Genomic DNA, 20990 nt, shown 5'->3' with positions numbered 1-20990 from the left:
TAGACGATGATTATCGCTCAACCCTGTTAGAATCTGGGATTAAAATGCGCTAGCCGTGGCAAAAAGGGCGATTCCTATACGCCGAGTGAACTTTTATTTAAATTTAGTTGTCTATTTAGTTGTCTATTGATCTACAAAGGTTTGCCCAAACATATAAGAGTTGGTAATCTAATTTTAGTTAAATTACAGGAACTACTTAGTTTCACTTACAGGAGCTCTACAATGGCATTTAATCAATCGTACAATACTGCAAAGCCGGTAATGTCGACCATTGAAACAAACAAAGTGCTTAAAAACACTTATTTTCTACTTGCAATGACACTTGCATTTAGTGCCGTCACCGCCGGCATTTCAATGGCACTGCAATTACCTTATTTCATGGGACTAGTGTTCACTCTGGTTTCGTTTGGCCTTCTTTTTGTTGTAAACAAAAAAGCCGACACAGCATCTGGTGTATTTTGGGTGTTTGCGTTTACAGGATTAATGGGAGCTGGTTTAGGCCCACTCCTTAATCACTATGCACAATTACCTAATGGCCCTATGCTAATTATGCAAGCGCTAGGTTCTACGGCGTTAATCTTCTTTGGTTTATCTGCTTATGCACTTAACACTAAAAAAGATTTCTCGTTCATGGGTGGTTTTTTAACTGTGGGCTTAATTGTGGTTATCGTGGCAAGTATTGTAAATATTTTCCTAGGTAGCTCTTTAATGTTTATGGTACTAAACGCAGCCGTGGTACTAATCATGTCTGGCCTAATTTTGTTCGATACGAGCAGAATCATTAATGGCGGCGAAACGAATTATATCCGCGCAACGGTTTCTTTATACCTGAGCGTTTATAACTTATTTACGTCTTTACTTGCGTTACTTGGCGCAAATAATGACTAATTAAATAGTTCTGTTAAAATAGCCCCTTTATTGGGGCTTTTTTATTGGAATAGTTTTGGCACGCTTTGTACTTTCTTTACATACTCCACCATCGGATCACGATACCACACAGCGTATTGTTAAATTTGCTCACGCTTGTTTAGCACAAGGGCATAGTATTGATGCAATATTTTTATACCAAGATGGTATCTATCATGCTTCTACTCATTTTGAGCTTGCCTCTGATGAGCTCAATTTATCCTCGCTTTGGCAACAGCTAGCCGACAAAAATATTAATTTAATGCTGTGCGTTACGGCAGCTGAAAAGCGTGGCTTAGATATGCAAAATACTGGTGTATTCGCTGTAGCTGGCCTCGCTGAATTTGCTATGTTAGCCAGTGAAGCAGATAAATGGATACAATTTAAATGATTAATGTACTCGTTATTAGTCAATCAAGCCCATTTGATGACATGCATATTCGCGATGCACTCGATATGACGCTTATTTTTGCCGCAGTTGATCAAAATATAAGTTGGTTGTTTAGCGGTCCTGCGGTGCTAGCTCTTAAAAAAAATCAAAGCCCGAATAGTTTGGGGCTTAAAGATTTTTTTAAAAATATTAAAACCCTAGAAATATATGATGTTGATAATATCTACGTGTGTGAGAAGTCACTCATTGACTACGGTTTAAGTAAAAATGAGCTACTTATTGAAGTAAAAACCGTTAACTTTAATGCCCAAAAACAGTTAATTCAAAATCAGCAGCACGTGGTAACGCTATGAGCACTTTACATATATTTTCAAAACCACTGAATTACTACAGTGCAAACAGTCTCGATAATCTGATTATGCTAACAGACTCGGTTTTATTAGTGGGTGATGCCTGTTTTGCTAAAGGGCAATACAGACAATTTGCCGATTCGCTTTATATTTTAAAGGACGATGCAGCGGCGCGTGGTATCTCTTTAAATTTGAATGATAAAGCGATTAGCTATGATGAGTTCGTTACCCTAAGTTTATCATCTAAACAATCAATTACTTGGTGATTTATGCTGGAATTTAATAATCAAACAATAGACACAGATAAGCAAGGTTACCTGCTAGATCATACTGATTGGTCAAAAGAGTTAGCCGATGTTATTGCACAACATGAAAGCATTATATTAACCGAGCAGCATTGGGAAGTTGTTAACTTTGTGCGCGCATTTTATCTAGAATACAACACCAGTCCAGCCATTAGAATGTTAGTCAAAGCGATGGCTAAAGCGCTCGGTGAGGATAAAGGTAATAGCATGTACCTGTATAAGCTTTTTCCGAAGGGACCGGCCAAACAAGCCACTAAAATTGCGGGCTTACCTAAACCTGCACGGTGTATTTAATGAAACAAAAAGCTAAAAACACGTCATCATCAACAAGTAAACGCAATACAGGTCGTACATATTCGCGCAGTGCTGTAAAAAAGAGCCCGATAAAAAGAGCAATTAAGCCACAGATAGCCCAAAGCGATAAAAAAGTTATTTTATTTAACAAACCTTATGATGTCCTTTGCCAATTCACAGACGAGCAAAATAGACAAACACTGGCTAATTTTATTCCTATTAAAGATGTTTATGCTGCGGGTCGCTTAGACAGAGACAGTGAAGGCTTGTTATTATTGACCAATTGCGGGAAATTACAAAATACCTTAACCGCTCCTGGTAAAAAAACCAACAAAACGTACTGGGTACAAGTTGAGGGGGTGCCTACAGAAGCATCTATTGATGCGCTCAGTCAAGGGGTCGAACTCAAAGATGGATTAACCTTACCTGCACAGGTAAAATTAATCGATGAACCAGCGCTTTGGCCACGCAATCCCCCAGTGAGAGAACGTAAATCAATTCCAACATCTTGGTTGAGTATCACTATAAACGAGGGGAAAAACCGTCAAGTTCGACGAATGACCGCACACATTGGCCACCCAACGTTACGGTTAATTCGCTATAGTATTGGTAAATACACACTCGATGGAATTGAAACAGGTCAATATAAAATCAGTGGACCACTAACCAACAGTAATACTTTACGTTAACCTTTGCTTATCTGGTATTAAAAGCAAAGGTTAAACATGCTGGGTTATTCATGCCTTCCTAAGGCAATACAATTTCTGCCCTGCTTTTTTGCATAATACAGCGCACTATCCGTTGCTTTAAAGAAATCGACATGGTTAGTTTTTTCGCCATGTTTTACCGTATGAACGCCCATACTCACAGAGAGAAAGCCAGTAAAACTATCTTCATGAGCTATCGCTAAATCTTCAATAGATTTTTGTATTTGTTCGGCAATAAAGAGCGCACCTTGATCATCTGTTTGAGGGAGTAAAACAACAAACTCTTCTCCGCCATAGCGCGCTACAAAGTCCTCAGGACGACTGACTGTTTCTGCTAGCTTTTGCGCTACGCTATGTAAACACTTATCCCCTGCAATATGACCATACCTATCATTAAATTTTTTGAAATTATCTATATCAATAATGATCATAGAAAGTTGAGTATTTACTTTTATCAGTTTTTTAAATTCAGCATGTAATTTTTCGTCAAAACGGCGTCTGTTGGCAATTTTAGTCAATGAGTCTAAAAAGGCCATATCGCTGAGTATCTCTTGGGTTTTCAAACGCTCCGTCGCATCGTTAAATACAGCAATAAATTCACTTTCTACACTAATACCTGACACTTGCATTATCACTTTCGAACCATCTTTACATACAATTTGATAGTCATTAGCAGGAATATCGTCATTATTTTTATTTGCCTGCGCTAAAGACTCACCCCACATCGTTTGAGCAGACTCTCTATAACTAGGCTCAGGATACGCGACCTTCCACCACTGTTTTAAATTAGGGATATCATCGATTGTATAGCCAAATACATCTACAAACCGTTGATTAAGCTTTAAAATATCGCCGGTTACCATACAAACATTACACACGGGCAAAGGCAAAATAGTAAATAATTTTGCATAATGGCTCAGCTCATGTTTTCGCATTGGATGTTCAGTTGCACTACTAACAAAACGCTGCTGTTCAACGTGTTTCATTTCAAGAGAAGCATTCATAGTGGCAACAAAATGCCATTCTAACCACCACTTTTCTAGCTGCTTTAAAATAACTTGTTGAAAAGGATTAATAAAGTCTAAAGAATGTTCAATGAGTCTAAATAGCGCTGAAATAGGGTTGGGTTCTTCAAAGCGGTAAGGACGAGGAACCCTAATGGTTTGATAAAACAGTTGGTAGGCTGATTCTTTAACGTTATGTGGTAATTGTTCTGCTACTAAGCAATCATCGCGTTGTACCTTTGTTGATAACTCAACAACGTAAGATTTTACCTTTTGTGCTTGAGAAGCATAATTCATATATTCATTCCATTGACTATATTATAAATACTTATTTGCGTGTTTATTCAATTTAAACTCACTTAAAGGTATTGCATAATCATTTGGTTGTAAAGGTTTGTTAATAACAATAATAAATATATTCTTTGATATTCTTTAAATAGTACTAACACCTTAAATAAACAACATTTACTCATCATTTATAACTTAAATGAGTGTTTGTAATTTAATGGCCTGACATTTGGACCTGTTGTTCTTTGCAAATTAAAATGTGTTCAAACAAAGGGGCTATAATAGCACCGCAAAATGTGTAATCAAATCGACTAAGTAAAAATCGACTAACAAAGAGTAAATCATCCCTAACCAACATAAAAAAAAGCAACAAAATCTATTCAATAGCCCTTCCTCTCTTTAAGCACTTACAAAATACATGCTATAATCGCGGCCTTTCCAAGTTAACAGTAATCTGTATAAGCGAAATTATTCATGAGCGAAAATAGTCACATTAAAGTCATCGTTGGTATGTCCGGCGGTGTTGATTCTTCTGTATCTGCATATTTATTAAAACAACAAGGCTACCAAGTAGAAGGCTTGTTTATGAAGAATTGGGAAGAAGATGACAATGATGAATATTGCGCTGCCGCTGAAGATTTAAAAGATGCCCAAGCTGTCTGTGACAAATTAGGTATTGAACTTCATACCGTTAACTTTGCAGCAGAATACTGGGACAACGTATTCGAATACTTTTTAGCTGAGTACAAAGCTGGTCGCACACCTAACCCAGACATCATGTGTAACAAAGAAATTAAATTTAAAGCCTTTTTAGAATTTGCGGCTCAAGCACTTGGTGCTGACTATATAGCAACGGGCCACTACGTACGTCGTGAGCTCAGAGATGATAAATATGTTATGTGCCGTGGCCTAGATGATAATAAAGATCAAAGCTACTTTTTGTACACATTGAGTCATGAACACATCGCGCAAACGCTGTTCCCTGTGGGAGATATTGCCAAGCCAGAAGTGCGCCGTATTGCTGAAGAGCAAGATTTAATTACCCATGATAAAAAAGACAGCACCGGCATTTGTTTTATTGGCGAGCGTAAATTTAAAGATTTCTTACAAAAATTCTTACCTGCTCAACCTGGTGTTATTGAAGACACAGATGGTAACAACGTTGGTGAACATGAAGGCTTGATGTACCACACCTTAGGTCAGCGCAAAGGCTTGTTAATTGGTGGTATGAAAGAGGGCTCAGGCGAACCTTGGTATGTTGTAGACAAAGATGTTGAACGCAATGTATTGATTGTGGGCCAAGGTAAAAATCACCCTCGCCTTTACAGTAATGGCCTAAATGCCAACCAATTACACTGGGTAGATCGTGTTGGTCCTCAAGGAACTACTCGTTGCACCGTAAAAACACGCTACCGTCAAGAAGACCTAAGCTGTACCTTGTTAGTCGGTGAAGATGGTATGGCACGCGTATTATTTGATGAGCCACAAAAAGCGGTAACCCCAGGACAATCTGCCGTATTTTACGCTAATGAAGTGTGTTTAGGTGGTGGTATTATTGACTCGGTGATCAAATAATGAATCAACATCAAGTCATGGCGCTTGCAGCCATGTGTCAAGTGGCTAAGCAAGTTCAGAAGGTTGCCCAATATGGTCGCGCTGATGAACAAGATTTATCGATTTTATTATCAAGTATTGTGCAAACCTCGCCAGCTTCCCCAGAAGATGTTTATCAAGGTGAACATAACTTACGTGATGGCTATAAAACATTGATGGCACAACTGAGTGCCGGTGCTCAAAAAGATGTAGAAATAGTCAAATATGTAGGTGGTTTAATGCAGTTAGAGCGTGCGCTTAGTGCTAACAGTAAAAGCCTCAATGAATTAGGTAAACGTATTGATGATATTCATCGTCGTTTGGATCATTTTGCTATTACCGATGACAGTGTTGTTGCCGGTTTAGCAGATATATACTCGTCGGTGCTAAGCCCCCTTGGGCACCGAATTCAGGTTTATGGTAAACCCGAGTTATTAAAACAGCAGCTCACGCAAAATAAAATCCGCGCATTACTTTTAGCCGGAATTCGCAGTGCAGTATTATGGCGACAAATGGGCGGCAAACGTCGTCATTTCTTTTTTGCGAAAAGAAAAATTCTCGCCATAGCTAAAACAAAAATTTAATTATCGTTCAAACTAAAATTTAGGAGTTATTATGGAGCTTTCAGCGTTAACGGCTATCTCTCCGGTTGATGGTCGCTACGGCAGCAAAACCACTGAACTACGCAGTATTTTTAGCGAATTTGGATTAATCAAATACCGCGTAACCGTTGAAGTGCGTTGGTTGCAAGCGTTAGCTGCAGCAAGCGAGATTAAAGAAGTCCCCGCTTTTAGCGACGAAGCAAATGCGCTGTTGAATGCAATTGTAGATAACTTCTGTGAAGCTGATGCTCAGCGGGTTAAAGACATCGAACGCACGACAAACCATGATGTTAAAGCCGTAGAGTATTTACTAAAAGAAAAAGTAGCTGATAATGCTGAGCTACACGCAATTAACGAATTTATTCACTTTGCCTGTACTTCTGAAGATATTAATAACCTATCTCATGGTTTAATGTTAACTGAAGCGCGTAACCACGTCGTTTTACCTTATTGTGATGAGTTATTAAGCGCCATTAAAGAAAAAGCAATTGAGTACAAAGCCATTCCAATGATGACTCGTACACATGGACAGCCTGCAACGCCTTCGACTATGGGTAAAGAGTTTGCAAATGTTTACATGCGTTTAAAGCGTCAACGTGACCAAATTGCACAAGTAGAAATGCTAGGTAAAGTAAACGGTGCTGTGGGTAACTACAATGCACACCTAAGTGCGTACCCTGACTACGATTGGCATACCCACGCTGATAAGTTTGTAACTAGCCTAGGTTTAACACTCAACCCGTTTACCACGCAAATTGAACCGCATGATTACATAGCAGAGCTTTTTGATGCAATTGCACGCTTTAATACCATTTTGCTCGATTTTGACCGCGACATGTGGGGCTACATTGCACTTAATCACTTTAAGCAAAAAACCATTGCCGGTGAAATTGGCTCATCAACTATGCCACACAAAGTGAACCCGATTGATTTTGAAAACTCAGAAGGTAATTTAGGCTTAGCCAATGCTATCTTTGGTCATTTAGCACAAAAACTACCTGTGTCTCGCTGGCAACGTGATTTAACTGACTCAACCGTATTACGTAACTTAGGTGTAGGTATGGGTTATGCGGTAATTGCATACCAATCAACCCTTAAAGGTGTAAGCAAACTTGAAGTAAACGAGCAACGTTTAGCAGATGAGCTTGACCAAAACTGGGAGCTGCTCGCTGAGCCAATTCAAACCGTTATGCGTAAATACGGTATTGAAAAACCATATGAAAAGCTAAAAGATTTAACCCGTGGTAAACGTGTAAATCAAGAAATTATGGCTGATTTCATCGATGGTTTAGATTTACCAGACGCTGCAAAAATTGAAATGAAAAAACTAACGCCGGCTAACTACATTGGTCGCGCTGTTAAGTTTATTGATGATTTAGTTTAATCACTCAAATCTACTAATAAAAAGCGAAAGGTACCTGCCTTTCGCTTTTTTCATTTAGGTCTTAACGTTATAGGCATTCTATGTATCAATTAAAAATAAATGAATTATCAGAGCAAGCGTTTTTAAGTCAATATTGGCAAAAAAAACCACTGTTGATCAAAGCTGGTTTTAAAGATTTTCAAGACCCACTTGATGCGAATGAACTCGCAGGCCTTGCTATGGAAGACAGCATAGAATCGCGCATTATTACTAACCACAATCAACAATGGCAATCGCATCAGGGACCATTTGACGATTTTGAAATACTCACTGATCAGCACTCGACACTACTCGTGCAAGCAGTGGATCATTGGCATCCAGAGGCTGCTCAGTTACTTGAACCTTTTCGCTTTATACCTAATTGGCGAATAGATGATTTGATGATCAGCTACTCAACCCCAGGTGGCGGTGTTGGCCCACACCTAGACCAATACGATGTATTTATTATTCAAGGTGAAGGTAAGCGCCATTGGCGGGTAGGATTACCCGACCCAACACTAAAACAGTTTGCTCAAAATAAAACATTACTGCAAGTTGAAGCTTTCAGTGCAGTAATTGATTGTATTTTGGAGCCCGGTGATATTTTGTATATACCACCCGGTTGTCCTCATGAAGGCTATGCGGTTGAGAATGCACTTAACTATTCAGTCGGTTTTAGAGCACCTAATCAACAAGATTTACTTTCAAGTTTTGCTGATCATATTATCGACACAGAAAGCGGCCAAAAAAGGTATACCGACCATACCCTCGCCCTGCGTGATTCTAAAGGTGAGCTAACCCAAAGCGAAGTCGATAAAGTAAAAACGTTAATGCAAGCATTGCTAGAAGACGAGAGTTTATTTAAACACTGGTTAGGTAATACCCTTAGCCAACCTAAGCATGATATGGACTTAGCTCCTGAAGAAGACCCATTTAGTGTCGAACAAATACAACAACTGCTTGAGAACCAAGTAACATTTGAGCGTTTAGGGGGCACACGTGCTATTTATCAATGTATGGATACAGAGTTACTTCTAAGTATCAATGGCGAAAACTACGCTTTACCCTTATCTGATTTAGAAGCGGTAAAACAGCTTACTGATTTTATTGAATTTGATAGCAGCGTGCTTAATGCAGCCACACCTAGCCTAGATTTTATCGAAACTTTTACTACACTGGTTAATGAGGGTATTTGGTTTAGCTAGGAGGAGGTCATGGTTTATACCGTTGACAAAGTTGATTGGCAAAGTGAAAAAAGTCAACTGCAACATATAAGGGAGCGAGTGTTTGTATATGAGTTACATATTCCTAAACGTATTGAGTTTGATAACTTAGATGCACTCGCTCAACATATTCTGGTCACCGATAATATGCACTCACCTGTTGCCACAGGTCGATTATGTAATGATGGTTTAATTGGAAGAATCGCCGTATTGCCGCAGCATCGCAACCGCCATGTTTATAAGTCACTGCTTAATTTCATTGTTAAATTAGCAGCGGAGCAAGGTATTGAAGCAATCAGTATTAATTGTATTTTAAACGAAGTAGAACGATTCAAAAATAATGGGTTTACTGTGCAAGGCCACGTCTTTATGGAAGCAGGTATCCCAAGGCAACGTATGCAGTGCCCTATTGCATGCTTTGAAACACGGCCATTTACTTTAGTGCATTAACGAAAAAACGAGCCACTTGGCTCGTTTTTTTCTTTATTCTTGTCGGTAATCTTTGAAAAAACGCTGCATTTTCGCCATTGCACTCGATAAATCATCTTTATTAGGTAAAAACACCAATCTAAAATGATCAGGCTCTGGCCAGTTAAAGGCGCGCCCATGTACTAACAATATTTTTTCTGCCTTTAACAAATCAAACATCATTTGCTCATCGCTTTTAATATTGAATTTAGCGGTATCCACTTTAGGGAAAGCATAAAGCGCCCCTTTAGGCTTTTTACAACTAATTCCATCAATCGCATTTAAGCCGCGCCAAGCAATATCACGTTGCACATATAAACGCCCACCGGGGTCAATTAAGCTATCAATTGACTGAACGCCACCCAATGCTTGCTGAATTGCATATTGTGCGGGCACATTGGCACAAAGACGCATTGAGGCAAGAATATCTAAGCCTTTAATTAAATCTGTCATTAATGCGGTGCGACCACTTAACACCATCCAGCCCATTCTCAGCCCAGCAGCACGGTATGTTTTAGCTAAGCCATTAAAGGTGATGATAGGGAGATCATCGCATAATGAACCAATAGAAGTATGGGTAACGCCGTCGTATAGAATTTTCTCGTATATTTCATCGCTTAACAGCAAAAGCTTGTGCTCTCGAGCAATATTGATCAATTCTTCAAGTAAAGCGTCACTGTACACAGCCCCGGTTGGGTTGTTAGGATTAATTAGCACCAATGCTTTGGTTTTAGAGGTGATTTTACTCTTAATATCATCAATGTCAGGAAACCAATCTTGCTCTTCATCACACAAGTAGTGAACCGGATTACCACCTGCTAATTTTACCGAGGCTGTCCAAAGCGGATAATCTGGAGCGGGAATTAACACTTCATCATCATTATTCAACAGTGCTTGAGTAACCATTTGGATAAGCTCACTCACACCGTTGCCAATGTAAATATTATCAACGTCTAAATTGTGTAAGCCACGCTGTTGGTAGTGCTGATAAATAGCAACACGCGCAGAATAAAGACCTTTAGAGTCACAGTATCCTTGAGCTGAATATAAATTACGGATGATATCGCGATGCATATCTTCTGGCATATCAAAGCCAAATGCGGCGGGGTTACCTATATTAAGCTTTAATACCTTTTGGCCCTCATCCTCCATTTTTTTAGCTTGCACTAAAACGGGACCTCGGATGTCATAACAGACGCCGTCTAATTTATGACTCTTTTTTATTTCTGACATTGTTACCTCTAAAGAGCAAGTTAGCCATTATACTAACGCAGTAAAGCCGTGAATTACTAGGAAAATTAAGCGCTTAAAACTGAAAAAAATTCACGTTAACACTCTTTTTTATTACTATTGAAACGCGTTTAGCGCCCAGCTAACCATGCATTTAGTTTTGCTTGTGAACCTGTAACTTGCGCCATTAATCCATCGGCTGCATTAACAGCCTGCTCGTCATTCCCGTTATTTAAATTATATTCAATTAAACGAGCAACTTCGGCTAAACTTGCCGCACCAAATTGAGCGGCGTTTGATTTAAGGCTATGAGAGTGGCGAATAGCAGCCTCTTTATCTTGCCCAAGCGCAGCAATTGCTTCGTTACCCAATCGCTCAAATTCCGCACAACAAAATTCCAGCGTATCTGGAAATTGTTCACCTAATAGCGATTCCATACTTTCTAAAGCGGATTCGTCAATATTGATCTCTGTCATATTCATGCCCTTCAATACGGTCCATCGATTTTCTTCTTATCTCTTACTCTATATCTAAGCACAAAAAAAACCAACTTTATTAGTGCAAAAATGTATAATTACGGCAAATGTACCAACGAAATAGTGTATTCAATGGCACGTCCTCATTGTAAACAGTGTAACTTTTCGCTAAGCACTTGTATTTGCAGCGCAATTACCCGTGTTACTAACCAAACTCAGGTTATTATTTTGCAGCACCCCAATGAAGCAAAAGTTAGCAAAAATACGGCGCAGCTATTAGCTTTGGGTTTAACCCACTGTAAAATTATTAGAGGCGAAAATAATCAAGACTTCGCCTGTTTACAGAACCTGCCTATTGAATCGAGCGTATTACTCTACCCAAGCGAGAGCGCCGTAAAATTAGACCGACCGAATAGTAAAGAAAACCTTCAAGAGATTACGCATTTAATTGTGATTGATGGTACATGGAATAAAGCCTTTAAAATTTTGCAATTAACCCCGTTATTACAACAGTTTAAAACGGTAAGCTTTAGCAATATTCCCACCAACCGTTATGCTATTCGTAAAGCCCCTAGAGCAGATAGTTTATCGACACTAGAAGCAGTAGCACATAGTTTATGGCTCATAGAAGCACTAAACCCTGCGCCCTTGTATGGTTTATTAGAGGAATTAATAAAAAAACAAACCCAACACATGCCCGCTCACGTAAAAGCACGTTACTTGTAATGTATGAGCTGAAATAAAATAACCGATGCGTAATACCACATCTCGATTAAAACGCGGATTTTCTCGCCAAGGCCCCGACTATCGTTTTGACGATCAAGTCGATTTTAATGATATAAGAACCACTTTTGGTTTTCGTTCTATGGTGGTTGGTAAATGGGTTACTAAAGAAGAGCGCTTTATTAGTGCCAACTTAATTTATGATGCGCTGGCTGATTTAGCGCAGATTTTGCATTTACCACCCACTGCCATTGGCCTGCGTGGCAAACTTAATTTCGCTTTTGGTCACGGTGGACAAAAAGGCGTGCAAGCACATTATAATGCGTATGACCAAACCTTAGCACTGGCTAAAAATGCAGGCGGTGGCGCTTTAGCCCATGAATGGTTTCATGCTTTTGATCATCATATTAGTGAGCATTTGTTTAAATCAAAAACCCGCTTTGGTTTCGCTTCTAAGTTATGGTTATCACACTCTCCCGACTTAAGCCATCCACTTAATGATGCACTTAATGAATTTTATAAACAGGTGTTTTTAGAGCAAAGCGGTGAACATGCCAATGAATTTGTAAATAAATGCATTGCGTTTGATAAAGCGCATAATCAGCAGTATATGAGTATGCCAGAGGAGCTTGCTGCTCGGTGTTTTGAAGCCTGTATCAACGAGCATCAAACAATCAAAAACAGTTTCTTAGTCGGCGGTTTGAGTAATAATAACTTAATTTATCCTGAGCTAAAGCACACGTTACACGCCAATGAAGCGCTTAACCATTATTTTCAACTATTAGGTTATGCGCTTCATCAACTAGAAAAATAAGCTATTGTTTAGCTTAGTTATTTATCGTCACTGATACGGCTTGCTACCGCACTATTCTGATCTTTATATTTTGCATCAATGCGGGTGTTATAAGGGCTTTCACACGGACCGGTAAGTGTTTCAAAACTCATTGCGCCAATTTTCATCATAGGTCTGAGCGCAAGCGGCAGCTTACCAGAGTTATAAAACTCTAAAACAATATTACCACTCCAACCAGGATCGATTCTGTGTGCTGTAACATGCACCATTAAACCCAAACGTGCCAGCGATGAACGCCCGTCTAACCAACCAACAATGTCTGCAGGTAGGGTTACTTTTTCATAGGTTATTGCCAACGCAAGCTCGCCAGGATGTAGAAAAAACGCTTCGCCTTCAGCTAATACAATTTCGTCGCTCATGATTGATTCTAACGCTTTATTAAGCTGATCTTTTGGACCACTTAAATCAACATAAGCGGCATTATGGGCATGAAATGTTCTAAACTTATTACCTAAACGAAGATCAGCGGTAACCCCTGAAATCATTTCACTCGTTGGCGCGGGCTCGATAACAATGCGCCCATCGTTTAAGTATTCTTTAATATGTGTATCTGAAAGTCTCATTTTTAATCTTCCGTAATCACAACGTCAATCGCGTTGTGATGTTGTTGATAGTAAAGCGTGCTGGCAATCAATCGTGCGGCCGCGCTGTAAGTTTTGCTAATAGCCGCATCTGTATCATCGGCAATCAACTTACCTTGCTCAGAGGATTCTCTGATATCAATCGCAAGCGGAATATGCGAAAGCACAGGCACACCATGCTTAAGGGCTAATTTTTGTGCACCGTCTTTACCAAATACATGGTTGGCCTCGCCGCAATGCCCACAAATGTAATGGCTCATATTTTCAATCAAACCGAGCACTGGCACATTTACTTTATTAAACATAGCAATACCCTTTTGCGCATCAGCAAGCGCTAAGTCTTGTGGCGTCGTGACAATCACGGTGCCACTGGCTGGCACTTTTTGGCTCATGGTTAATTGAATATCACCGGTACCTGGCGGCATATCTACAATTAAATAATCAAGTTCACCCCAATCGGTTTCATTTAAAAGCTGACTAAGCGCGCCTGAGGCCATTGGGCCGCGCCATACGGTGGCATCATCGCTGGGGACTAAAAAACCGATAGATTGCGCTTTAATCCCATTGGCATCAAACGGTTGTAATTGTTTATTGTCTTTTGTGACCGGCTCACTGCCAACTAATCCTAACAACATAGGAATTGACGGACCATAAATGTCGGCATCCAGTATCCCTACTTTTGCGCCTTCATTTTTAAGCGAGCCCGCCAGATTAACGGCCGTAGTAGATTTACCCACCCCACCTTTGCCTGAGGCAACTAACACAATATGTTTAATGGCTTTAAATTTTGCAGCCTCTTTAAGATGAACACTGGCTGTTACGCTCACATCAACCTTTAAACGCTCTGTCAAAAATTGAGCCACGTGCGGCATTTCAGATTGCGCCGCAAAAGGGAGAATGAGTTTAACCGTAATTGATTTATCGGTGTTTTGAGTGATATCAGCAATGAAATCTTGCTCAATACCCACAGCGAAAGCGGCACTGCGATAGGCCGCTAGAGCAGAAATAATCGGTTGTTTTTGCACCGATTTTGCAGAGAATAGTTTCGACAGTCCAAACATAGCAATAAAATAGCGTTTCTTTGATGAAAAGTGCCACGGAATTATGTAACATTCAGGGCATTAACACCAGTCAATTAGTAAATATCGATAAGCAGTGTGCTCTGTTATCACTTTGCTTATCGATAATGTAATAATTTTCATCTGTTCCTGACTAGGAACGCTTAATTCGGAATGATTATGGCACAGCGAAAGATCCTGATTACTAGCGCATTACCTTATGCCAATGGTCCTACACATTTAGGGCATTTATTAGAGTATATTCAAACTGATATTTGGTCGCGTTTTCAAAAACTACAAGGCCACGAAGCGTACTATGTGTGCGCCGATGATGCTCATGGCACACCTATTATGCTTAATGCGCAAAAGCAAGGGATCACGCCTGAGGAAATGGTAAAAAACGTTAGTATCGAGCGCCAACGCGACTTTGCTGATTTTAATATCAACTTTGATAATTACCACAGTACCCATAGCCAAGAGAATAAAGAATTTAGTGAGCTTATTTATAACCGCCTTAACGATGCAGGTCATATTAAAAAGCACACTATTTCACAGTTATTCGATCCAGAAAAAGGCATTTTTCTGCCAGATCGCTTTGTTACTGGCACGTGTCCTACATGTAAATCAGAAGATCAGAACGGGGATAGCTGTGATGCCTGTGGCGCAACCTACAGCCCAACCGAGCTAATCAACCCACGCTCTGTTATGTCGGGTGCTGAGCCTATCTTAAAAGATTCTGAGCATTACTTTTTTGACTTACCCGCCTTTGAAGACATGCTTAAAGAGTGGCTACACTCAGGCACAATTCAACAAGAAATGGCCAACAAGTTAGATGAGTGGTTTGCCGATGGTCTCCAACAATGGGACATTAGCCGTGATGCACCTTATTTTGGTTTTGAAATTCCAAACGCACCGGGTAAATACTTTTACGTATGGCTAGATGCGCCTATTGGTTATATGGCGAGCTTTAAAAACTTATGTGATAAACAGGGCATCGACTTTGATGCATTTTGGCAAGAGGGTTCAGACGCTGAGCTTTATCACTTTATTGGTAAAGACATCATCTATTTCCACAGCCTATTTTGGCCTGCTATGTTAGAAGGCGCTCAATTTAGAAAGCCAACTAATGTATTCGCCCACGGTTTTGTTACGGTCAATGGCGCAAAAATGTCTAAATCAAAAGGCACGTTTATTAAAGCGCGTACTTATTTAGATAACCTAGACCCAGAATTTTTACGTTACTACTACGCAGCTAAACTTAATAGTGGCATTACCGATTTAGATTTAAACCTTGAAGATTTTGCACAACGTGTAAACTCAGACTTAGTGGGTAAAGTAGTGAATATTGCCAGTCGTTGTGCTGGTTTTATTACTAAAAAGTTCGACGGTAAGCTGAGCAATACAGTTATGCAACCTCAATTGCTTGCAGAATTCCAGAACGCATCAGCGACAATCACCGAATATTACGAAAACCGTGAATACAGCCGCGCAATTCGTGAAATCATGGCACTTGCTGATAAAGCAAACCAGTTTATTGATAATGCCGCGCCTTGGGTGCTTATTAAAGATGAGTCAAAGCAAGAAGAAGCGCATCAGGTTTGTTCACTAGGACTTAACCTATTTCGCGTGTTGATCACTTACTTAAAACCAGTGCTACCAGACATGGCAAGTAATGTTGAAGCCTTTTTAAATGATGAATTATCTTGGCAGGGTGCGCAAACAGCGTTAGTAAGCCACCCTATCAATAAATTTAAGCCGTTAATGCAACGTGTAGAAATGGATAAAGTGAATAAAATGGTTGAAGAATCAAAAGAAAGCTTAGTTGCTGAAAAAGACAAAATCGATCCTAATAGCCCACTTGCAAAAGAGCCTATTAGCGAAGAGATTGAGTTTGATGACTTTGCAAAGGTAGACCTGCGTGTTGCTAAAATTGCCAAAGCAGAGCACGTAGAAGGCGCTGACAAGCTGCTTAAATTAACCCTTGATTTAGGCGGTGAAACTCGCCAAGTGTTTGCTGGAATTAAATCGGCTTACGCACCAGAAGACATTGAAGGTAAATTAACGGTAATGGTTGCTAACCTCAAACCACGTAAAATGCGTTTTGGAATGTCTGAAGGCATGGTACTTGCGGCAGGCCCTGGTGGTAAAGAAATTTACATTCTTAACCCAGACGACGGCTCTGAGCCGGGTATGCGCGTAATGTAATTATTATCGCTTAAAGCCGCTAATATTTAGCGGCTTTTTTTCATCTGTTATTTAGCTATTCTAATAAGAATTTTTAACGCCGCTATTCTCTGGTTTGCTCCCTGAAAATCATTAAGCATTATTGCGATTTGGTATTACTGCAACAACTTTTGCTAAGTGAATCACCAAGCTTTGCGAGCTAATATACACAAACCAGTTTATATAGCGCACTTGAGGGTAAAAACCTTGCCCCTGATTACCATAAATCCAAAAAGCACCAATAATGGCATCAGCCAATGCAGCAAGGAAAAGCCCTAAGCTCACCCACACTATTGGTTTGGGTGCGTTAATCCCACCATAGGCAACAACTAATACCAGACCCATAAGCCCAACAGCCGTTATCACTAAACTATAGACCCCAGTCATAGCTAAAATAGTATCTCCTACCCCCTCAAGATACATAGAAGAGAGCGACGCACTACTTAGCACCAACACAACAACAAAAAAAAGTGCACTTTTTATAAGCGACACCCGACGTTTTATATTAAAAGCTAACACACAGGCTATAAATAAAAGGCTGTAACCAGGTGCAAAAAATAAGATTGAATCCACTAAATAATCATGTTTTATCAAGGTACTATAGCGATAATAGTGTTGGGGTAAATTAAAATTAATCACATCACCCGCGATACACAACATAAAAGCGCCACTGCCTAAAAGAGCAATAAAGCGTAATTGTTGGTCTTTAAAACGTTTAAATATCCAAGCTGACATCGTTACACTATTAAACATAAGTAAGCAGAGCGAACTCAGTGACAACAGCATTAAAACACGTTTATTTTCAGGCGCAAGTAGCCCTATTAACATCACAGCTAAAGCGCACAACCAAGCTATAAAAGTAATAATTTGATGCGGATGTTTTATAGATAACGGATTAATTGCACTATCCAACCTTTAAAATTAATAACGTTAACTTAGCAAGTTTTTATCGTCCAAGGCTATTTTTTGTTTTGCATGTGCTGCATTTCTTTTTGTATTTTAAGCCGACATTGCGCTAACTGTTTGAGTCGAATTGCTTTAATAGCGGCTAATGGATCTTGTGCATTAAGTCCACCAGCATCATGGTTATTTTGTTGGTTTATTATTTTATTCTCATCGTGCTTATTGTGCATATCTTTTCTCTTGAAACTGTTTATCGATTTTAGGCGCGGTGCCTTAAGTAAAAAAGTGCTTAAACGCTAAACGATTTACTTGAAAAGCACCTGACACCCTGTATATTAGAGCCTTCTAATATTTAGAGGTGTATTATGCGCATTATTTTGCTTTTTTCCAGTTTATTTCTTTCATCCGCTGCTTTTGCTAGCAATACCGACGAGGCACGACAAACCATTAAGGCATTTTCAAGTGATTTAAAACAGATACTGGTTAGTACTATGAAACAAAGCGGCCCACTAGCGGCAATAAGTGTATGTAATACAGCTGCACCCGCTATCGCTTCACAACATAGCAATAGTCCTTGGCAAATTAGCCGCAGTGCTTTGAAAACTCGTAACTCAGATAATCAACCCGATACATGGCTCAAAAATGTTTTATTAAACTTTGAACAACGTAAGCTCAATGGCGAGCCGGTAGCAAGCATAGAATATCAAGAGCAAAGACCGGATGGCTGGTATTTTGTAAAAGCGATTCCTACTCAAAAAGCGTGTTTAGCGTGTCATGGCAGTCAGATTGACCCCACAGTTTCTAAAAAAATAGCGACTTTATACCCTAATGATCAGGCAACTGATTTTAAACTGGGTGACATTCGTGGCGCATTTGTTGTTAAAAGGGCCAGTGAAAATCACCAATGATAACTCATTGACGATCAGCTATTAAATTTTACTACATCGGATACAATACGCTTTTTACGCCTAACATATAAAGTATGTGGCAGCATAAGTAATTGATTTAATAGAATAGCTAATACCAATGCAAACAACACTGCACTCGCGGTTAAAGGAATACCTAACTTAAAGTTATCAAGTGTACTTTGTAATCTGTCAACGCGCTCAGGGGAGAACATATATAGCATTTTTTGAACTAAATTACCTTGTTCAAAAATAGCCATCCCTTTTTTTAAATCGGCAAATTGCAGTAATGTTTGCTGTTTTTGATTTGCATCGGCTCTGACACTCGGTTCAGTGTTTGCTAAATGGCGGCTTATCATCGCTTGCGTGCTAGAAAAGTTATATTGCTTGGCCGTTTTTGCATAGCCGTCGACTTGCCATTTTGTTGCATGGTATAAGCCCGCTAAATGTTGTTGGTAATGATCACTCAGCTGCGGTAGTTGCAATGAAACAATAAAAGCGCAAGCAAATATTAACTTATCGAACAGGTTAACGATCATAATAATCCCTTGTGCTGCGTTTAATAAAAGTGACTACCGTTGACTATAGCAGGTAGTCGCTTTAGTCTAAATACCATGCGCTGCTGTGCTGTTAATCTGCTTGGTGGAATTGACGATGTAGGGCGTGAACCTGCTCAACAAGTGCTGGTACGGGCCCATAAACAGCGACATTAGGAGCAACTGCTTCAATAGGTAACGGGTTAACGGGCGACTTAGTCATTTTGAGCTCGCTAAGCCAGCTAGTTAATTGCGCAGATGAACTGACATACATAATTCGACCTAAACCTACCCATGCGTGTGCTGCGGCGCACATAGGGCAATGTTCCCCAGAGGTGTACACAGTAGCCCCAGCGCGTTGCTCTGGGGTCATATTATTTGCTGCCCAACGAGCAATTTCAAACTCAGGATGACGTGTATGATCGCCACTCGCAACACGGTTGCGATCTTCCATACATACATTTCCTTCAGCATCAACAAGCACAGAGCCAAACGGTTCATCTCCTGCTTCTAACGCCTCTTTAGCTAGTGCTACGGTGCGTTTTAAGTGCGCTAAATCAGTCTCGTTCATAATCTGTAAACTCTTTTACTATCACTTTTGGGGATATTTAGTAACGTGATCTGTTTTTCTACTTCGCTAACCATAACGCTTTGATCCCTGCTTTTGCAACACGTACATCCTCACACAGCCCCCACCACAGTATCGTTAATATAAATAGGCACCCCGCTATCCAATATTAAAATGTTTTCATCTAAATAACGAAGGTCTGCTGGAATAGTGCCCTCTTTTATGCCTTTTGCTATAACTGCGGGTTCTCGCTTTTGCGAATTGGCGGTATAGGCTTTTTTATAACTGGCACGAAGAGTATGAACACCGGCACGATGATCGCGAAGTACCGCCAGCGTTTGTGCAGATGCATCCACAACGGTTATTGATACAGCTAAATTGTCCTTGAGCGCCGCTGCAGACGCTGCATTGACTATACGCTGTACCATTTCACCCGTTAGTTGCGCCACCATAGCCACATTTTCAAGCTGTTGATTATAAGTATTTATCTGCATTTCAGTTTGTTCAGCAACAGACGCTAATGAAGAAAGTGATGCAATGAGCGCTGTAAAAATAGCCCGTTTTTTCATGGTTTATTTCCTATTGTTAATTAATGACGTTATATCGCTGAACTGGATATAAAAAATTGAAAATAAACAGACCGTGTTTACTCATAAAAGCTTTCACTAGGAGGGTTAATAGCAGGATTTGCTTTTTATAAAATACTTTTATTGGGATAAGGTAATGTAACCCCCCTTTTTTAAAATGATCGTAAGCTAGCAACTCGGCGTAATATTTAACCGACAACTAATCAATTTAAAGGAAAGTAACATGTTTAAGAAAATAGCGTCTGTTCTGACTTTTGTATTAGCAAGTTTAACCCTATCTACAGCAGCTCATGCCGATCACCATGGTATGAAAAAAGATATCGTTGATGTAGCTGCTGCCAATGGTTCGTTTTCAACACTCGTTGCAGCTGTCAAAGCGGCAGGCCTCGTTGATACGTTAAAAGGAGATGGCCCTTTTACTGTATTTGCGCCAACTGATGAAGCATTTGCCAAGCTACCAGCAGGTACCGTTGAAAATCTTCTTAAGAGCGAAAATAAAGACAAGTTAACTGCAATTCTTACCTACCATGTGGTATCAGGTAAAGTAATGGCTGCAGACGTTGTAAAATTAGACAGTGCAACGACCGTGCAAGGCCAGTCTGTGAATGTAACCACCAATGATGGCTCTGTTATGATCAACAATGCAAGCGTAGTAATGGCAGATGTAAAAGCCAGCAACGGCGTGATTCATGTCATTGATACTGTTTTGTTGCCAAAAGAGTAACAATCTAATCTCCACAGCGGAGTAAAATACTAACTCCGCTCACTATTACAAGCACAAAGTATTATTTTCTTTTACTAAATGCCCTCTTTT

Annotated in this window: 26 protein-coding genes; 16 read left to right on the top strand and 10 right to left on the bottom strand. The window is 39.8% G+C overall.

Features of this window, described 5'->3' with window-relative positions; translation table 11 throughout:
- Positions 1 to 222: 222 nt before the first annotated feature.
- The 6 genes from QMA00_RS08515 to rluE are packed head-to-tail and all read left to right on the top strand — an operon-like array spanning position 223 to position 2935.
- A complete protein-coding gene (locus tag QMA00_RS08515) occupies positions 223 to 888 on the top strand; it encodes a Bax inhibitor-1/YccA family protein (RefSeq protein ID WP_008112034.1) in 666 nt (221 codons plus the stop codon).
- A 55-nt stretch (positions 889 to 943) separates the two neighbouring features.
- The gene (gene tusD, locus QMA00_RS08510) at positions 944 to 1297 is read left to right on the top strand and encodes a sulfurtransferase complex subunit TusD (protein WP_008112031.1); all 354 of its coding nucleotides are present in this window, start codon (positions 944 to 946) and stop codon (positions 1295 to 1297) included.
- Positions 1294 to 1650 carry a sulfurtransferase complex subunit TusC gene (tusC, locus tag QMA00_RS08505; protein ID WP_008112028.1) on the top strand — a complete coding sequence of 119 codons (357 nt, stop codon included), beginning with the start codon at positions 1294 to 1296 and terminating at the stop codon, positions 1648 to 1650. The genes tusD and tusC overlap by 4 nt, the downstream gene beginning before the upstream one ends.
- Positions 1647 to 1913 carry a DsrH/TusB family sulfur metabolism protein gene (locus tag QMA00_RS08500; protein WP_028835169.1) on the top strand — a complete coding sequence of 89 codons (267 nt, stop codon included), beginning with the start codon at positions 1647 to 1649 and terminating at the stop codon, positions 1911 to 1913. Before tusC ends, QMA00_RS08500 begins: the two co-directional genes overlap by 4 nt.
- Before the next feature lie 3 nt (positions 1914 to 1916).
- Positions 1917 to 2246 (top strand): TusE/DsrC/DsvC family sulfur relay protein, encoded by a 330-nt coding sequence (locus QMA00_RS08495; protein ID WP_008112024.1) that lies wholly within the window; start codon positions 1917 to 1919, stop codon positions 2244 to 2246.
- Positions 2246 to 2935, top strand: coding sequence for a 23S rRNA pseudouridine(2457) synthase RluE (gene rluE / locus QMA00_RS08490; RefSeq protein ID WP_076922243.1), 690 nt, complete (start codon positions 2246 to 2248; stop codon positions 2933 to 2935). Before QMA00_RS08495 ends, rluE begins: the two co-directional genes overlap by 1 nt.
- Before the next feature lie 44 nt (positions 2936 to 2979).
- Here rluE and QMA00_RS08485 read toward each other — a convergent pair whose 3' ends face one another.
- Complete coding sequence (locus QMA00_RS08485) at positions 2980 to 4254, bottom strand: diguanylate cyclase (RefSeq protein WP_076922244.1); 1275 nt, start codon at positions 4252 to 4254, stop codon at positions 2980 to 2982.
- Between the two features lie 465 nt (positions 4255 to 4719).
- Between QMA00_RS08485 and mnmA the strand changes: the two genes are divergently transcribed.
- The 5 genes from mnmA to QMA00_RS08460 all read left to right on the top strand — a co-directional run bounded on the left by mnmA (position 4720) and on the right by QMA00_RS08460 (position 9515).
- Positions 4720 to 5820 (top strand): tRNA 2-thiouridine(34) synthase MnmA, encoded by a 1101-nt coding sequence (gene mnmA / locus QMA00_RS08480; protein ID WP_036982542.1) that lies wholly within the window; start codon positions 4720 to 4722, stop codon positions 5818 to 5820.
- On the top strand, positions 5820 to 6422 hold the full coding sequence (gene hflD / locus QMA00_RS08475) for a high frequency lysogenization protein HflD (RefSeq protein WP_008113587.1): 603 nt from the start codon (positions 5820 to 5822) through the stop codon (positions 6420 to 6422). Before mnmA ends, hflD begins: the two co-directional genes overlap by 1 nt.
- Before the next feature lie 31 nt (positions 6423 to 6453).
- Complete coding sequence (gene purB / locus QMA00_RS08470; RefSeq protein WP_076922245.1) at positions 6454 to 7824, top strand: adenylosuccinate lyase; 1371 nt, start codon at positions 6454 to 6456, stop codon at positions 7822 to 7824.
- A gap of 80 nt (positions 7825 to 7904) precedes the next feature.
- Positions 7905 to 9047 (top strand): cupin domain-containing protein, encoded by a 1143-nt coding sequence (locus QMA00_RS08465; RefSeq protein ID WP_076922246.1) that lies wholly within the window; start codon positions 7905 to 7907, stop codon positions 9045 to 9047.
- 9 nt (positions 9048 to 9056) lie between these two features.
- On the top strand, positions 9057 to 9515 hold the full coding sequence (locus QMA00_RS08460) for a GNAT family N-acetyltransferase (RefSeq protein ID WP_036954600.1): 459 nt from the start codon (positions 9057 to 9059) through the stop codon (positions 9513 to 9515).
- Positions 9516 to 9548: 33 nt separating this feature from the next.
- Here the strand turns inward: QMA00_RS08460 and QMA00_RS08455 are convergent, their stop codons facing one another.
- On the bottom strand, positions 9549 to 10766 hold the full coding sequence (locus QMA00_RS08455) for a pyridoxal phosphate-dependent aminotransferase (protein WP_076922247.1): 1218 nt from the start codon (positions 10764 to 10766) through the stop codon (positions 9549 to 9551).
- Between the two features lie 128 nt (positions 10767 to 10894).
- Positions 10895 to 11239: an Hpt domain-containing protein gene (locus tag QMA00_RS08450; RefSeq protein ID WP_013465049.1), complete on the bottom strand. Its 345-nt coding sequence runs from the start codon at positions 11237 to 11239 to the stop codon at positions 10895 to 10897.
- 132 nt (positions 11240 to 11371) lie between these two features.
- Between QMA00_RS08450 and QMA00_RS08445 the strand changes: the two genes are divergently transcribed.
- Both QMA00_RS08445 and QMA00_RS08440 read left to right on the top strand, forming a co-directional pair.
- Positions 11372 to 11965, top strand: coding sequence for a tRNA-uridine aminocarboxypropyltransferase (locus QMA00_RS08445; RefSeq protein ID WP_076922248.1), 594 nt, complete (start codon positions 11372 to 11374; stop codon positions 11963 to 11965).
- A gap of 25 nt (positions 11966 to 11990) precedes the next feature.
- Positions 11991 to 12776, top strand: coding sequence for a CLCA_X family protein (locus tag QMA00_RS08440; RefSeq protein WP_076922249.1), 786 nt, complete (start codon positions 11991 to 11993; stop codon positions 12774 to 12776).
- Positions 12777 to 12793: 17 nt separating this feature from the next.
- Here QMA00_RS08440 and dcd read toward each other — a convergent pair whose 3' ends face one another.
- Together dcd and apbC are read right to left on the bottom strand one after the other, a co-directional pair.
- Positions 12794 to 13378, bottom strand: coding sequence for a dCTP deaminase (gene dcd / locus QMA00_RS08435; protein WP_013465052.1), 585 nt, complete (start codon positions 13376 to 13378; stop codon positions 12794 to 12796).
- 2 nt (positions 13379 to 13380) lie between these two features.
- Positions 13381 to 14457: an iron-sulfur cluster carrier protein ApbC gene (apbC, locus tag QMA00_RS08430; RefSeq protein WP_076922250.1), complete on the bottom strand. Its 1077-nt coding sequence runs from the start codon at positions 14455 to 14457 to the stop codon at positions 13381 to 13383.
- A 177-nt stretch (positions 14458 to 14634) separates the two neighbouring features.
- Here apbC and metG point away from each other — a divergent pair, with 177 nt between their 5' ends.
- Positions 14635 to 16659, top strand: coding sequence for a methionine--tRNA ligase (metG, locus tag QMA00_RS08425; protein ID WP_076922303.1), 2025 nt, complete (start codon positions 14635 to 14637; stop codon positions 16657 to 16659).
- 111 nt (positions 16660 to 16770) lie between these two features.
- Here the strand turns inward: metG and QMA00_RS08420 are convergent, their stop codons facing one another.
- Complete coding sequence (locus tag QMA00_RS08420) at positions 16771 to 17412, bottom strand: hypothetical protein (RefSeq protein ID WP_249928671.1); 642 nt, start codon at positions 17410 to 17412, stop codon at positions 16771 to 16773.
- 224 nt (positions 17413 to 17636) lie between these two features.
- The gene (locus tag QMA00_RS08415; RefSeq protein ID WP_171036814.1) at positions 17637 to 17810 is read right to left on the bottom strand and encodes a hypothetical protein; all 174 of its coding nucleotides are present in this window, start codon (positions 17808 to 17810) and stop codon (positions 17637 to 17639) included.
- 135 nt (positions 17811 to 17945) lie between these two features.
- Here QMA00_RS08415 and QMA00_RS08410 point away from each other — a divergent pair, with 135 nt between their 5' ends.
- A complete protein-coding gene (locus QMA00_RS08410) occupies positions 17946 to 18488 on the top strand; it encodes a DUF3365 domain-containing protein (protein ID WP_076922251.1) in 543 nt (180 codons plus the stop codon).
- A 14-nt stretch (positions 18489 to 18502) separates the two neighbouring features.
- Here QMA00_RS08410 and QMA00_RS08405 read toward each other — a convergent pair whose 3' ends face one another.
- The 3 genes from QMA00_RS08405 to QMA00_RS08395 form a co-directional block, all read right to left on the bottom strand.
- Complete coding sequence (locus QMA00_RS08405) at positions 18503 to 19024, bottom strand: DUF2937 family protein (protein WP_076922252.1); 522 nt, start codon at positions 19022 to 19024, stop codon at positions 18503 to 18505.
- A gap of 91 nt (positions 19025 to 19115) precedes the next feature.
- Positions 19116 to 19592: a nucleoside deaminase gene (locus tag QMA00_RS08400; protein WP_076922253.1), complete on the bottom strand. Its 477-nt coding sequence runs from the start codon at positions 19590 to 19592 to the stop codon at positions 19116 to 19118.
- A gap of 110 nt (positions 19593 to 19702) precedes the next feature.
- Positions 19703 to 20158 carry a heme-binding protein gene (locus tag QMA00_RS08395; protein WP_254843666.1) on the bottom strand — a complete coding sequence of 152 codons (456 nt, stop codon included), beginning with the start codon at positions 20156 to 20158 and terminating at the stop codon, positions 19703 to 19705.
- Positions 20159 to 20399: 241 nt separating this feature from the next.
- Here QMA00_RS08395 and QMA00_RS08390 point away from each other — a divergent pair, with 241 nt between their 5' ends.
- The gene (locus tag QMA00_RS08390; RefSeq protein ID WP_076922254.1) at positions 20400 to 20900 is read left to right on the top strand and encodes a fasciclin domain-containing protein; all 501 of its coding nucleotides are present in this window, start codon (positions 20400 to 20402) and stop codon (positions 20898 to 20900) included.
- The last annotated feature ends 90 nt before the right edge of the window (positions 20901 to 20990 follow it).

Origin of the sequence: Pseudoalteromonas sp. APC 3694 (assembly GCF_030407565.1) — a bacterium.
In the GTDB taxonomy this organism is placed as follows: domain Bacteria; phylum Pseudomonadota; class Gammaproteobacteria; order Enterobacterales; family Alteromonadaceae; genus Pseudoalteromonas; species Pseudoalteromonas tetraodonis.
The sequence above is the reverse complement of the archived record's forward strand: the minus strand, read 5'-3'. Positions and strand labels throughout refer to the sequence as shown.

Coding starts and splice junctions, on each gene's coding strand:
- QMA00_RS08515 (WP_008112034.1), top strand. CDS start 223: ATGGCATTTAATCAATCGTACAATACTGCAAAGCCGGTAATGTCGACC.
- QMA00_RS08420 (WP_249928671.1), bottom strand. CDS start 17,412: ATGTCAGCTTGGATATTTAAACGTTTTAAAGACCAACAATTACGCTTT.
- apbC (WP_076922250.1), bottom strand. CDS start 14,457: ATGTTTGGACTGTCGAAACTATTCTCTGCAAAATCGGTGCAAAAACAA.
- QMA00_RS08415 (WP_171036814.1), bottom strand. CDS start 17,810: ATGCACAATAAGCACGATGAGAATAAAATAATAAACCAACAAAATAAC.
- QMA00_RS08405 (WP_076922252.1), bottom strand. CDS start 19,024: ATGATCGTTAACCTGTTCGATAAGTTAATATTTGCTTGCGCTTTTATT.
- QMA00_RS08465 (WP_076922246.1), top strand. CDS start 7,905: ATGTATCAATTAAAAATAAATGAATTATCAGAGCAAGCGTTTTTAAGT.
- QMA00_RS08455 (WP_076922247.1), bottom strand. CDS start 10,766: ATGTCAGAAATAAAAAAGAGTCATAAATTAGACGGCGTCTGTTATGAC.
- QMA00_RS08485 (WP_076922244.1), bottom strand. CDS start 4,254: ATGAATTATGCTTCTCAAGCACAAAAGGTAAAATCTTACGTTGTTGAG.
- QMA00_RS08400 (WP_076922253.1), bottom strand. CDS start 19,592: ATGAACGAGACTGATTTAGCGCACTTAAAACGCACCGTAGCACTAGCT.
- rluE (WP_076922243.1), top strand. CDS start 2,246: ATGAAACAAAAAGCTAAAAACACGTCATCATCAACAAGTAAACGCAAT.
- QMA00_RS08460 (WP_036954600.1), top strand. CDS start 9,057: ATGGTTTATACCGTTGACAAAGTTGATTGGCAAAGTGAAAAAAGTCAA.
- QMA00_RS08440 (WP_076922249.1), top strand. CDS start 11,991: ATGCGTAATACCACATCTCGATTAAAACGCGGATTTTCTCGCCAAGGC.
- QMA00_RS08395 (WP_254843666.1), bottom strand. CDS start 20,158: ATGAAAAAACGGGCTATTTTTACAGCGCTCATTGCATCACTTTCTTCA.
- dcd (WP_013465052.1), bottom strand. CDS start 13,378: ATGAGACTTTCAGATACACATATTAAAGAATACTTAAACGATGGGCGC.
- mnmA (WP_036982542.1), top strand. CDS start 4,720: ATGAGCGAAAATAGTCACATTAAAGTCATCGTTGGTATGTCCGGCGGT.
- QMA00_RS08445 (WP_076922248.1), top strand. CDS start 11,372: ATGGCACGTCCTCATTGTAAACAGTGTAACTTTTCGCTAAGCACTTGT.
- metG (WP_076922303.1), top strand. CDS start 14,635: ATGGCACAGCGAAAGATCCTGATTACTAGCGCATTACCTTATGCCAAT.
- QMA00_RS08450 (WP_013465049.1), bottom strand. CDS start 11,239: ATGACAGAGATCAATATTGACGAATCCGCTTTAGAAAGTATGGAATCG.
- QMA00_RS08390 (WP_076922254.1), top strand. CDS start 20,400: ATGTTTAAGAAAATAGCGTCTGTTCTGACTTTTGTATTAGCAAGTTTA.
- purB (WP_076922245.1), top strand. CDS start 6,454: ATGGAGCTTTCAGCGTTAACGGCTATCTCTCCGGTTGATGGTCGCTAC.
- QMA00_RS08410 (WP_076922251.1), top strand. CDS start 17,946: ATGCGCATTATTTTGCTTTTTTCCAGTTTATTTCTTTCATCCGCTGCT.
- QMA00_RS08500 (WP_028835169.1), top strand. CDS start 1,647: ATGAGCACTTTACATATATTTTCAAAACCACTGAATTACTACAGTGCA.
- QMA00_RS08495 (WP_008112024.1), top strand. CDS start 1,917: ATGCTGGAATTTAATAATCAAACAATAGACACAGATAAGCAAGGTTAC.
- hflD (WP_008113587.1), top strand. CDS start 5,820: ATGAATCAACATCAAGTCATGGCGCTTGCAGCCATGTGTCAAGTGGCT.
- tusC (WP_008112028.1), top strand. CDS start 1,294: ATGATTAATGTACTCGTTATTAGTCAATCAAGCCCATTTGATGACATG.